General features: G+C 58.6%; 9 protein-coding genes and 1 tRNA gene. 7 read left to right on the forward strand and 3 right to left on the reverse strand.

All coding sequences use genetic code 11. The features are described 5' to 3' along the window. Nucleotides 1–59 precede the first annotated feature (59 nt). The 3 genes from TL5118_RS07330 to TL5118_RS07340 all read left to right on the forward strand — a co-directional run bounded on the left by TL5118_RS07330 (nucleotide 60) and on the right by TL5118_RS07340 (nucleotide 805). Nucleotides 60–136: transfer RNA gene (locus TL5118_RS07330), tRNA-Arg, on the forward strand. A 219-nt stretch (nucleotides 137–355) separates the two neighbouring features. Further along, nucleotides 356–556: a hypothetical protein gene (locus TL5118_RS07335; RefSeq protein WP_058242002.1), complete on the forward strand. Its 201-nt coding sequence runs from the start codon at nucleotides 356–358 to the stop codon at nucleotides 554–556. A 27-nt stretch (nucleotides 557–583) separates the two neighbouring features. After that, complete coding sequence (locus TL5118_RS07340; RefSeq protein ID WP_131727421.1) at nucleotides 584–805, forward strand: hypothetical protein; 222 nt, start codon at nucleotides 584–586, stop codon at nucleotides 803–805. A 72-nt stretch (nucleotides 806–877) separates the two neighbouring features. Here the strand turns inward: TL5118_RS07340 and TL5118_RS07345 are convergent, their stop codons facing one another. The 3 genes from TL5118_RS07345 to mepK all read right to left on the reverse strand — a co-directional run bounded on the left by TL5118_RS07345 (nucleotide 878) and on the right by mepK (nucleotide 7,833). Continuing rightward, complete coding sequence (locus tag TL5118_RS07345) at nucleotides 878–6,622, reverse strand: DUF7933 domain-containing protein (protein ID WP_131727422.1); 5,745 nt, start codon at nucleotides 6,620–6,622, stop codon at nucleotides 878–880. Between the two features lie 113 nt (nucleotides 6,623–6,735). Beyond that, on the reverse strand, nucleotides 6,736–6,972 hold the full coding sequence (locus TL5118_RS07350) for a DUF7933 domain-containing protein (RefSeq protein ID WP_131727423.1): 237 nt from the start codon (nucleotides 6,970–6,972) through the stop codon (nucleotides 6,736–6,738). 300 nt (nucleotides 6,973–7,272) lie between these two features. Further along, nucleotides 7,273–7,833, reverse strand: a complete 561-nt coding sequence (gene mepK, locus TL5118_RS07355) for a peptidoglycan L,D-endopeptidase MepK (protein WP_058242006.1) — start codon at nucleotides 7,831–7,833, stop codon at nucleotides 7,273–7,275. A gap of 321 nt (nucleotides 7,834–8,154) precedes the next feature. Here mepK and TL5118_RS07360 point away from each other — a divergent pair, with 321 nt between their 5' ends. The 4 genes from TL5118_RS07360 to TL5118_RS07375 are packed head-to-tail and all read left to right on the forward strand — an operon-like array spanning nucleotide 8,155 to nucleotide 12,402. Further along, nucleotides 8,155–9,780, forward strand: a complete 1,626-nt coding sequence (locus TL5118_RS07360; protein ID WP_058242007.1) for a L,D-transpeptidase family protein — start codon at nucleotides 8,155–8,157, stop codon at nucleotides 9,778–9,780. Between the two features lie 32 nt (nucleotides 9,781–9,812). Further along, complete coding sequence (gene lpxD, locus TL5118_RS07365) at nucleotides 9,813–10,904, forward strand: UDP-3-O-(3-hydroxymyristoyl)glucosamine N-acyltransferase (RefSeq protein WP_058242008.1); 1,092 nt, start codon at nucleotides 9,813–9,815, stop codon at nucleotides 10,902–10,904. A gap of 32 nt (nucleotides 10,905–10,936) precedes the next feature. Continuing rightward, a complete protein-coding gene (locus tag TL5118_RS07370) occupies nucleotides 10,937–11,197 on the forward strand; it encodes an acyl carrier protein (RefSeq protein WP_058242009.1) in 261 nt (86 codons plus the stop codon). Beyond that, nucleotides 11,194–12,402 (forward strand): beta-ketoacyl-[acyl-carrier-protein] synthase family protein, encoded by a 1,209-nt coding sequence (locus TL5118_RS07375; protein ID WP_058242010.1) that lies wholly within the window; start codon nucleotides 11,194–11,196, stop codon nucleotides 12,400–12,402. Before TL5118_RS07370 ends, TL5118_RS07375 begins: the two co-directional genes overlap by 4 nt. The last annotated feature ends 75 nt before the right edge of the window (nucleotides 12,403–12,477 follow it).

Here is a 12,477-nt window from a genome sequence, read left to right on the forward strand (position 1 = left end):
TGCCATCAGGTGGCGTTACCGATTGCACCCCGAATTCTCATGGGGTAATCAGACCTCAGGCACCCATAGCTCAGCTGGATAGAGCGCTGCCCTCCGAAGGCAGAGGTCTGAGGTTCGAATCCTCATGGGTGCGCCAATCTCTCATCGCTGACATCACAACAACAAGATCGGTGATACACGAGTTCTACGTGCATGTTTTCCGTGGGTTCTCGTGATGCATTGTAACGTTTATCACTTTCCCGCGTCCTTTCTGCTTTATCTGCAAAAAGCTGCATAAGTTGTTTGCCCGCCCTGATAATCCTGTCTAATCTTTGTGCATCCGCGCGTGAAACAGGCAGATCCGGAAAGGAGGCCCATGGCAGCGTTGGTTCATTTTACGCCCGCGCAGCAGGTGTGTTTCGTCCGCTATCAGGGCTTGCATCGTGTTGATGATGTGAAGCTGGTGTTTGATGAGTTGGAATCTCAAGCCAAATACCAAAACTGTTTCCGGTTTCTCATGGATCTGTCGCTTGTCACTTCCTGCGACATCAACAAAGAAGATCTGAGGCTGTTGTAGAGCCGCATCGCGGGCTATGCGAAGGCCTTGCCGAACCCAGACGCCCAGCCATTGATGCTGGCCTATTTCAGCCCGACGCGCGCGGGCAAAGAAGTGGGGCAGGCCTATACCGGTCAGTGGAACCTGAACCGCTATTTCATCTCGATGACGTCACCAAGTCTGGCGGATTGTTCGCTGTTTCTGGCGGTGGAGCCGATTTGCGCCGAGAAGCTCAGCGCCTTGGAGTTCGACTTGTTGCCACGCGGCTGAGGCTTCTGAAACACTTCGCTGCAACGAAAAAGGCCCGCCGTTTTGGCGGGCCTTTTCGCTGATTGTTTCGGCTTATTGCAGCGGGATGTTCAGTTTCACTGAGACCCCGTAGCTTTCAAAGTCCGACAGGCCGATACCATCGTAATTCGCCCGGACACTCAGCTTTGTGCCGTACTCATTGGTGGTGGTGAAACCTGCCTCTATCCGGGCGCGCAGCCCCTCTGCCTCTTTCGTGGCTTCGGCTGAGACGATGTCATCGCTGGAACCGAAGGTGTAGATGCCGTCCAGTGACACGAAAGGCTCAAAGCTGGAGCCATCGGGCTGGGTGAAGCGGCGCGACACATTGGGACCAAAGCGCAGCTGACCAAGGCTGACGGTCTGCGCCGGGATGGTGACGTTCAGACTGTCGACATAGGACTTCTGCTTTTCATGCAGATAGGCCAGCGACACGTTTGGTGACACTGTCCAACCCTGCACCAGATACTGCCCGCTGAGCGAGGCCTCGACCAGCACGCGGCTGGTTTCAAACGCATCGGTGTAGGTGCCGAAGGGTGAGATATCGTTGGTCGATTTGCCCAGGGCGAAACGGCCGTCGAAGATCAGGTTGTCGCGCAGACGGGCGGTCACATAGGGACCAACCATCCAGCCACGCCCCTCAACGCTGGAGCCGTTGATTTCGGAACTGTCCTCCATCTGGTCAAACTGCACCAATGCCCCGACCAACAGATCGCGTGAGACCACGTAATCCAGACCGATATAGGCGATGCCAAAGTGACCCTCGGAGTCCGAGCTGCCCTCAAACTTGCTGTAGCTGCCTTCGAACCACAGATCCCACTTGGAGTTCTCAACAAACATGTTGGTCTTGTAGGGATCATGCGCCAGCAGCGCCATGGCGCGGGCTTCACGGGCCTGCTGCAGTGAGCCGCTGAGTGAGAAGTTACCCGAGTTGATGGCCATTGGATCGAAGTCCACCGGCAGCATCGACAGGATATCACCCTGCGCAAAGCTCAACGTTTGACCACCCACACCGGCCGAGTTCATCCGTTCCAGACGGCGGGACCGGCTGGGCGGATTGGCCAGGATCAGCGTGCTGCGGCGATGCAGGAAGTTGTGGATCGTGTCCACAGTGCGCTGCAGCGTTTCACGGCTGGTGATGGTACAGGTGACCTGTTCCCGCGCAGCCAGCACCAGTGAGAAGGTGCTGCCATCCAGCGTTGCGGTGCTGTCGCTGTCATTACAGCTCATCGCGGTGATGCCGGTGCCGCTTGGGGGCGAAACCGAAACCGAATAGCTGCCCGCATCAACCGAGATCGGGCCTTCGGTGCCTTCGCCTGAGCTGGTGGTCAGGGTGAAGGTAAAGGCTGCCTCGCTGGATGCGAACCCAAAGTCGCCATCGGTGTCCGTTGCCACCTCAAAGATCACTTCGGCGGTGGTGCGTGCCACAACCTCCAGCGCGGCAGGGGCGGGTAGGGTGCTGGCCCCCAATGTGCTGGTCGAACCGCTCAGGGTGTTGGTGTAGTTGCCGACGGTGGACGAGGTCACATCAACGGTCATCACACAGCTGCCCTGTGCCGGGATGTTCCCGCCCGACAGCTGCATCCGGTTGGAGTTGTTGGGCGCCAGCAATGTACCGCCACAGCTGTTGGTTGGCACGCGGGCTGCCCCGTCATTGGCAATCAGAACCGCCGCGGACAGATCGCCCTGCAAGCCAAGGCTGCCAGCTGCGATAAAGGCGGCCGAGTTGTCGATGGTCACGGTCAGCGTGCTGAACCCGTCCTGTTCGATCGAGCTTGGCGCAAAGGCATGGGTGATCGTCGGGGCCGGGGCAGGGTTCACTGTCAGTGTCGCAGGCGCGGTGTTCGGCCCCAGCGACGACGTCATGGTCAGCGTATTGGCCAGGGCCCCGGTGTTCAGCGCAACAACGTCATAGCTGATGGTACAGGTCTGCCCTGCGGTCACCGACCCACCGGTATAGGTCACCGAGGTGGCGCCGGGCACTGCTGTCAGTGTGCCGCCCACACAGTTTGCCCCAACCGAGGTGTTTGCCACCGTCGCAACGGTCATGCTGGCGGCAAAGGTATCGGTTACATTCACCGCAGTCACCGGCAACAAAGCGGCCGAGTTGTCGATGCTGATGGACACGGTCGTCACTTCACCCTGGGTGACGGTAGACGGGGTGTAGGTTTTGGCCAGCGGCGGGACCGGCGGGGCGTTCACGGTCAACGTATCGGTGGAGGTACCACTGTTGCCGAGGTTCGACGTCAGAGCACCACTCACATTCACATAGCTGCCATCATCAACTGTGGTCACATCCACTGAGACGGTACAGCTGGCGCTTGCAGCAACGGTGCCACCGGTGAGGCTGACAACCGAAGAGGCTGCGACTGCGGTTGCTGTGCCGTTACAGGTGTTGGCGACATTGGGAGTGCTGGCAATCACCAGACCCGCGGGCAGGTTGTTGGTGAAGCTCAAGGTGCTTGCTTCCACAAAGGCGCCGGAGTTGTCGATCGTAAAGGTCAGCGTCGAGGTTGCGCCTTCCAGCATGCTATCTGGCGAGAAGACCTGCGCAAAGCCGGGAGGGGGCGCAGCATTTACGGTCAATGTGGCGCTGGCTGCACCGCCATCGCCGAGGTTGGTGCTAAGGGCCGAGGTTGTATTCGCATAGGCCCCAGCCGCTTGTGCCACGACATCCAAAGAAATGGTACAGCTGGCATTGGCCGCCAGGGAGCCACCTGTGAGCGTGACCGAACCGGTTCCGGCGACTGCAGTCAAAGTGCCACCGCAAGAGCTCACGGCGTTCGCAGGGGTCGCAATCACCAGGCCCGACGGGAGTGTGTTGGTGAAGCCAACACCGCTGAGAGCCGTTGTCACCGCACTTGCATCGATCGTGTAGGTCATGGTCGAGACAACGCCCTGATCTACCGGGTTGGCTGCAAAAGCAAGGGCCAGGTTCGGGGGAGGTGAATTGACGGTCAGCGATGCCGACGCACCTGAAACCAGTGCGGTGGTTGCGTTGAACAGATCACCTGAGGTGCTGGTCACTGCCCCCTCGGGCGAGCTGGTGATGCCGATGGTGGCGGTGAAGGTACAGCTCTCGCCGCCCGACAGGGCCCCAAAGCGCATGGTCATCGTGTCAGTGCCGGTGCCGCCAAACTGCGAACCGGCGCCACAGCTGCCATTGCTGGGAACAGACACCAGAGTTGCACCGCTGATCGCCGAGCCAAGTGCATCGTCAAAAGTCAGCTGGTTAAACGATCCAAGAGCGACCGGCATCGAGATGGTGTATTGCACCGTTGTCTGACCGTTCTGATTGATTGTTCCCGAAGGGAAGGTCTTGGTGAAGGTCGGCGCAACGTTGGACTGCACCAGGATACTGTCAGATGCGGCCGTGCCAGTTACAGTCACCGAAGACACATCGCCGCTGATCGCGCTGGTGGTGTTGGTGAAATCGCCCAGATCCCCGGTCACGGCCATCGCAAGACGCACCGTGACGGCACAGCTGGCACCGGCGGCCAGATTGATGTTGGAGAAGTTGATGATGCTTGCACCGGGGCCCGAACCAGTTGCCGAACACGTATCACTGACAGTGCTGACCAAAGTGGTGCCCGAACGGAAAGCGTCCAGATCATCGCTGAAACCAATGGTATTTACGGCCAGATCTGCCGATTCATTGGTGATGGTGAAGGTCACATCAGTGTTTGCACCTTCTTCAACCGACATATCCACAAAGGATTTGGTCAACGACAGGGTGCCGCCATCAGCCAAGGGGCCACCCACGCGGATGTTGTCGCCTTGAAACAGGTTGGTCCCAGCCAAAGCAATGGTTGTGAGCCGAACCTCCTGTTGCGTTGCAGAAGCCGGAACGCTGATCTGTGCGCGGTAGGTACAGGAGCTGCCAGCTGGGATCGAACCGCCAGTGTAGGAGATCGAAGCCGAACCGGTAGATTCTGCGCTGCCACAGGTGTTGACCAGGGAAGAGTCGAACGTCGCACTTACGCTGATCGGGACAAGCGAAGTGGTCACATTGGTAATCGCCACTGACGAAGTGCCGTTATTGGTCAGCGTGATCTCAGCAACCGTGGACTGACCTGGCAGTACCGAGTCGTCGTCAAAGGCAAAATCAAGAGAGATTTCCTGAACTTCCAAAGTCGCAGAGGCGGCGGAGTTGCCGATGGTCGCGGGGGAGAAGCCGTCAAGCGTTGCCGTGATATCGCTGGTCGTGCTGAGATAGTTGCCACCGGAAACACCGGCACCAAGTGTCAGCGTGCCGGTGATCTCACAGGTGCCGCTGGCGGCCATTGAGGCGCCCGAAACGGTGAGGGTCGACCCGCCAGTCGCCGTGCCGTTACAGGTGTTGGTGTCAACAGCGAACCCCGTGGAACCTGTGACTGCGGCAACGATAGCGTCGGTGAAGCCAATATCCGTGACTGGCAGCAGGGAACGATTGCTCAGCTCATAAGTTACACCAACGGTGCCACCCGGAATGCCAACGCTGTCGAAGCTTTTACGCATCGACACGTCGGCGATACCAGCATTTACCGAGAAGGTGTCTGAGGCCCCGGCACCAACAAAGGCACTGCCGCCGATGGTGCCGGTCAGCTCATCAATCGTCAGGGTGAAATCTCCCGCTGGGTGGTCGGCGGGTAGGGTGATTGGGATATCGAAGGTACAGCTGCTGGAGGCCGTGATTGTCGCGTTAATCAAAGACAAAGTGCGCGGGTTGGTGTTGGTCTGAGAGACGGAGCCGGCGGGGCAGGTCCCGACGCCTAGAGTTCCCAAGCCAATGAGGTCAGAAAGCGGGGGACTAAGCTGAAGGTCGAACCCGACTCCGGTTGCATCGACGGCTGCTGTGTTGGTCAGCGTAACGGTCGCGGTGGTTGCGCCCGAAACAGCAAGATCGGCAACGTCAGTGATGCTCAGGCTTACGGTTGGTTTCGGATTGTCGCTGACGGTCAGCGTGTCGCTGGCCGGGCTGGCTGAAAAGACGGTGTCGCCGTTGACTTCGGCCTGAACGGTGGAGCTGGTGAACAGATAGTCCCCACCGGTTGGGCTGGCGGGCAGTTGCACGGTGACATCAAAATTACACTGCGAGCGGGCTGCCAACGAACCACCAGCGAAGGTCATGGTCCCGGTGCCGGCACCGGTGATGGATGAGCCACTGCCACAGGGATCCGTGACGTCTGCCAACAGGGTGGTGCCGGTCAGTGGGGTATCAAAATCTTCGGTGAAGGTGATCAAAGTCGCCGGGTTTGTTGGATCCGTGTTTGTCAATGTGAATGACAACGTAACGGTTTCACCCCCCGCTGCAGGGTCGCCGGAAAACACCTGGGTCAGGGACGGCGCGCCCGAAGGGGGCGCCGTGACGGTCAGTTCTGCGGAGGCTATACCGGCCGACTGGGAAGGGCCTCCGGTTGAGTAAGTCATATCACCAGAAGTTAAGGTGAAATCACCTACAGATTGCGCTTGTACGTCAATGGACAGGGTACAGGCTGACCCCGCAAGGACAAACCCACCAAATGCAGTCAGTGTTGCCCCCCCAGCTGTCGCCGTTGGGGTGAGGCTAGAACAGTCCGTGGTCAGATTGGTGGGCGTGGCGAAGACAAGGCCGCTTGGCAGGTTTTCGCTAAATGAAATCGATGTAATAAGGCTCCCGTTTGCAGTGTTATTGACGGTGTAGGTCATCGTCGTCGTACCGTTCAACGCGACACTGGACGGGGCAAGTGCTTTGGTAAACGATGGTTTGCCGTCGGTGATCGTCAGATCATCCGTTGCATCCCCCTGATCTCCGGCATCTGACGACAGTTGCGAGGTGGTCAAGGTGTTTAAGCCATTGGTCGCGCCGCCCTGGACCTGCAATGAAATGGTACAGTTTTCGCCAATACCCAGCCCGCCATCTGCGAAGGAGATGGTGGACGCGCCACCGGTGGCGGTCAGGGTGCCATACAGCTGCTGTCAATTGCCGGGGCACCAGCAACTGTAACATTGGCCCCAAGGTTCAATGAGAAGGCCAATTCAGACAGCGGGCCGCCTGTTGTGTTGTTCAGCGTGAAAGTCGCGGTGGACTGGCCGCCCGGCCCGATGTCGTCCGGGAAGAAGGTCAGTGACAGATCTGCCTGTGCTGGTGCCGCGAAGGCTAGACTGCCGAGTGTAGTTGCAACAGCTGCCATACGCTTTGTGCTACCGAAAAATCTGCCCAAGAAAACCATTCCTGTCCCCCAAAATAATCGCGTCAAATCTATTACGCGACCTGCAAATGCCCCGCTTTGTTCAAAAAAGCATACTCACAGCCTCCTGACAACTCTGTGACTGCATCTGGCGAAACTTTGACAGTTGCCTTTAGGGGGGCATCTGAAGGGGAGCTTCAGCCATAAAAAATGGGATTGTTCGGGCAATTTTGAGCCTTCAAAACAACAAAAAACCCGCCAAAAGGCGGGTCTTGAGAAAAGCAGTTTTAGGTAGACTGTGCCTTAACGGCCCCAGGTGCGTACCGGACCACAATCCATATGCACGAAGTTCGAGCTGGAGTAGCGGCCAACGCCGCCTGCTTTGCAGATCGCCGCCGCTTTGGCCATTTGCGTGACCGAGCGGGATTGCAGGCGCAGGTCCGCAGCCTGACCTTTCATGTGCAACGAGTTCTTGGCCACGCCGCGCGATTTGGACCGCAGCATCGCATTGGTCTTGGGCGAACGGTAGCCCGACAGCAGCATATAGGGTTCGCTCACATCCATCAGATTGTGGGCGGCTGCCATGATGTCGATGGTGCGCGCATCGATTGAGGTCACATCATTCGTGCGCCAGTCGCGCATGAAGTGGTTCACCTCTTTGAGAGCGTCTTTGATGTATTTACCTTCGATCCAATAGATCATGTCGATCCGTTCGCCGGTGCGGCCGGAATACATTTTGATCCGCCGAATGTCGCCGGAGCCACGCAGGAACCCTGCGGCTTTGGAAAAGGTTGGTGCGGCCGTCAAGGTTGTTGCCGCAAACGCGCCGAGCACCGCCCGCCGCGTCAAAGTCGTATTCGTCATGTTAGCGCCCGTCCTGTCGCTTACCTGTGTTGCCCGCGATGTTACGCGAGGCCTGCCATCTCATCCCCAGATGCAGGCGCTATATTACATACAAGTTTCGTTCCACCAACCCGTCAGAGGGCTTATTTTTCTACAAACAAGGGGGCTCGGCGGTTTTTTGCGCAAATTTTTGTGAACATATTCTGAATGACGCCCACACGACACAGCGTTGCGCCAAAGCCGTTTCAGACGCCATGATTAACCTTTTGTGAATGGACAGTCGGGCAAAAAACCGCCAATGAGGGGAGAGATCTAAACATATTAGGGAAAGAGAGCGCGCTCATGCAGCCAGTTACTCGTTCTGGATTTTTTCGATTTGCCCCACGGCTGACCCTGGGGGCCGTTGCGGCCTGCCTGATGTTGGCCCAGACGCCAACGCCTGCTGCGGCACAGGTGACAGCTTTTAAACAAGCGGTGGCCGAAACCGCGTCTGATGATCGGGAATTGGCCCGGTTTTATCGCGAAAATGGTTTTGGCGGGATCTGGACCGGGGAGGGCGCTGAATTCGTGGCGCGCCGTCAGGCCCTGATCAATGTGCTGCAAAACGTGCGCAGCCATGGGCTGCCGCAGGCGCGCTATGATGTGAACGCGCTGCTGGACATGATGCGCAACGCCAAGACGCCGCGCGATCTGGGCATTGTCGATGTGGAACTGTCCAAAGCCTATCTGAAATACGCCCGCGATGTGGCCCATGGTGTTTTGATCCCGGGCAAGATCGATGACGGTCTGGTCCGCAAGATCAGCAAAAAAGACGGCGCCGAATATCTGGAGATGCTGGTCACCGGCCAGCCTGCGGCGGTGATGAAACAGCTGCCGCCCGCCTCGCCCGAATATCCGCGCTTGCGCAAGGAGATGCTGCGCTTGCAGGGGGTGATCGCCCGCGGCGGCTGGGGCGAAACCGTGCCTGGCAAAAAGCTGGAGCCGGGTGATCGCGGCGCCTCGATCGTGAAACTGCGCAATCGTCTGATGGCGCTTGGATATCTGGATCGCTCGGCCACTCAGATCTTTGACACCAAAATTCAGGCCGCGGTGCAGCAGTTCCAGGCCGACCACGGCCTTGCCGAAGACGGTGTTGCCGGGGCAACCACGCTGAAAGAGCTGAATGTCTCTGCCGAAACCCGCCTGCAGTCGGTGATCGTGGCGATGGAGCGTGAACGCTGGACCAACTTTGAACGTGGGGAGCGTCATATCTGGGTAAACCTCACCGATTACACCGCCAAGATCGTGGATGACGGTAAGGTCACCTTCCGTACCCGTTCGGTGATTGGCGCCAACTCCTCGGACCGACGCAGCCCCGAATTCAGCGACACGATGGAGCATATGGTGATTAACCCCACCTGGAACGTGCCGCGGTCGATCGCTGTGAAGGAATACCTGCCTCAGCTGAAGAAAAACCCCAATGCGGTTAGTCACCTGCGTCTGATTGATGGCGCTGGCCGGACCGTCAGCCGCGAGGGCGCGGACTTTACCCAGTTCAGCGCCACCAACTTCCCGTTTGACATCAAACAGCCGCCCTCCAGCCGCAATGCACTGGGGTTGGTGAAGTTCATGTTCCCGAACCGCCACAACATCTATCTGCACGACACCCCGCAGAAGGCGCTGTTCTCACGCGAAACCCGGGCGTTCAGCCATGGCTGCATCCGTCTGCATCAACCGTTTGATTTCGCCTATGCGCTGCTGGCCCGTCAGGATGCCACACCCAAGGAGACCTTCCAGCGGATCCTGAAAACCGGCCGTGAAACCCAGGTGGATCTGGAACAGCACCTGCCGGTGCATATCGTTTACCGGACCGCCGTGGTGCCTGCGAAGGGCAAAGCGAACTATCGTCGTGATACCTATGGCCGTGATGCAAAGATCTGGAAAGCTTTGCAATCGGCAGGGGTGGCCTTGGGCAGCGTTCGCGGCTAAATCTAGCCCCAACAGATTATTAGGGGCAGGCCATGACTTATACGATCAAAGAAATTGCAGCGTCGCTGGGGGCAGAAGCCTTTGGCGACGTTGATCTTTCTGTGGGTGGCGTGGCCGAACCTGCAATGGCCGGGCCACAGGATCTGGCGCTGGCGATGAAACCCGATTTTGCCAAGGGTCTGCCGCAAGGTCAGGCGCAGGCCGCCATGCTGTGGCAGGGCGCGGATTGGCAGCAGCTGGGCCTGAAAGCGGCAATCATTGCACCGCGTCCGCGTTTCGCGATGGCGGGTCTATCGGCGATGATGGATCCCGGTCAGGGCTACGCGGCAGGCATTCACCCTTCAGCCGTAATTGACCCCGCCGCTAAACTGGGCGCCGATGTCTCGGTCGGGCCTCTCAGCGTGATTTCGGCTGGTGCGGTGATCGGCGACGGTTCGGTCATCGGGCCGCAGTGTTTCATCGGCACTGACACGGTTCTGGGGCAGGGCTGTTTCCTGCGCGAAGGGGTAAAGATCGGCGCCCGCGTACGCATTGGCGATAGTTTCATCGCGCAGCCCGGCGCCACAGTGGGCGGCGATGGGTTTTCCTTCGTGACGCCAGAAGAATCCAACATCGAAAAGGTCCGCGACAGTCTTGGCGATGCAGGTGAGGCCAAGGCGCAAAGCTACGCCCGGATCCATTCGGTCGGGTCGGTCAGCATCGGCGATGACGTCGAACTGGGCGCCAATGCCTGTATTGACCGCGGCACCGTGCGCGACACCCGCATCGGCAATGGCGTCAAATTCGATAATCTGGCCCAGATCGGTCACAACGTTGAGATCGGCAATGACTGCCTTATCTGTGCACAGGTCGGGATCGCCGGGTCGACACGTATCGGTCACAATGTGGTGCTAGGTGGCCAGACGGGGGTCAGTGATAACCTGTTCATCGGGGATCACGTGATCACTGGCGGGGCGACAAAGGTACTGGCAAATGTACCGGCGGGCCGTGTCATGCTGGGCTATCCGGCAATGAAAATGGAAACACATATTGAGGTTTACAAAGGCCTGCGCCGGCTGCCCCGGCTGTTCCGCGACGTCGCTAAGTTGCAGAAAGCTGTTTCAAATCCGGGTGGGAATGACTAAATCAACCTCAATCAGAGGGAAGGGCCGCGATCATGAGCATCAAAGATAAGGTCATCGAGATCATCGCCGAACAGGCAGTTCTGGAACCATCGGATGTGACGCTGGAAAGCACTTTGGAAGATCTGGGCATTGATAGCCTGGGGCTGGTAGAGAGCATTTTTGCCATCGAAGAGGCCTTTGACATTTCGGTGCCGTTCAACGCGAATGAGCCGGAAAAGAGCGAGTTTGACATTGCCTCGGTGGCCTCAATCATCAAGGGCATCGAACAACTGGTGGCCGAGCAAGCGGCATGAACCGGGTTGTCATTACTGGGGCAGGCACGATCAACGCGCTCGGCCCCAACGTTGCCGAGACCCTCGCAGCGATGCGCGAGGGCAAATGCGGCATTGGTGAGCTGGAGTTTCAGGATGTTGACCGGCTGGCGATCAAAATCGGCGGTCAGGTCAAAGGCTATGATGCGGAGGCGGCCTTCAACCGCCAGCAGCTGGCCCTGTTTGACCGGTTCACTCAATTCACCCTGATCGCCGCCCGCGAGGCGCTGGCCCAATCCGGCCTCAGCTTCTCAGGCGAATTGGCAGCCACCTCGGGCGTGATCCTTGGCAATTCGGGTGGCGGGATGACCACGCTCGATGCCAATTACCGCACCGTTTATGAGGATGGCAAAAACCGCGTGCATCCCTTTGTGGTGCCCAAGCTGATGAACAACGCCGCCGCCAGCCATGTGTCGATGGAGTTCAACCTCAAAGGCCCCAGCTTCACCGTCGCCACCGCCTGCGCCAGTTCGAACCATGCGATGTCACAGGCCTTTACAATGGTGCGCTCGGGCATGTCCAAGGTAATGGTCACCGGTGGCTCTGAATCGATGCTGTGTTTTGGTGGCGTAAAAGCCTGGGAAGGGCTGCGCGTCATGTCCAAAGACGCCTGTCGCCCGTTCAGCGCCAATCGCAACGGCATGGTACAGGGCGAGGGCGCAGCGATCTTTGTCTTTGAGGAGTACGAACACGCCAAGGCCCGCGGGGCGGAGATCCTGGCCGAAGTGGCAGGCTTTGCCATGTCCTCTGACGCCAGCGATATCGTCATGCCCTCCAAGCAGGGGGCGGCACGGGCCATTTCGGGCGCATTGCGGGATGCGGGTATTACCCCGGATCAGATCGGCTACATCAACGCGCATGGCACCGGCACCGCCGCCAATGACAAAACCGAATGCGCCGCTGTCGCGGATGTTTTTGGCGCCCATGCGGATCAACTGATGATATCGTCGACCAAGGCGATGCATGGCCACCTGATCGGCGGGACCGGCGCGGTGGAGCTGCTGGCCTGTATCATGGCGCTGCGGGACGGGGTGATCGCCCCAACCATAGGTTATGAAGAGCCGGACCCGGAATGCTCACTGGATGTTGTGCCAAATGAGGCGCGTGAGGCCAAGGTGGACTACGTTCTGTCGAACGCTTTTGCCTTTGGCGGGCTGAACGCGGTTCTGGCACTAAAGAACGCCTAAATCACTCCAGCGATATTCAAAAAGCCGCGCAGGATATCCGCGCGGCTTTTCTATTCTTTAAGAGCGGTTCAAAAC

Origin of the sequence: Thalassovita autumnalis (genome assembly GCF_001458255.1) — a bacterium.
Lineage (GTDB): Bacteria > Pseudomonadota > Alphaproteobacteria > Rhodobacterales > Rhodobacteraceae > Thalassobius > Thalassobius autumnalis.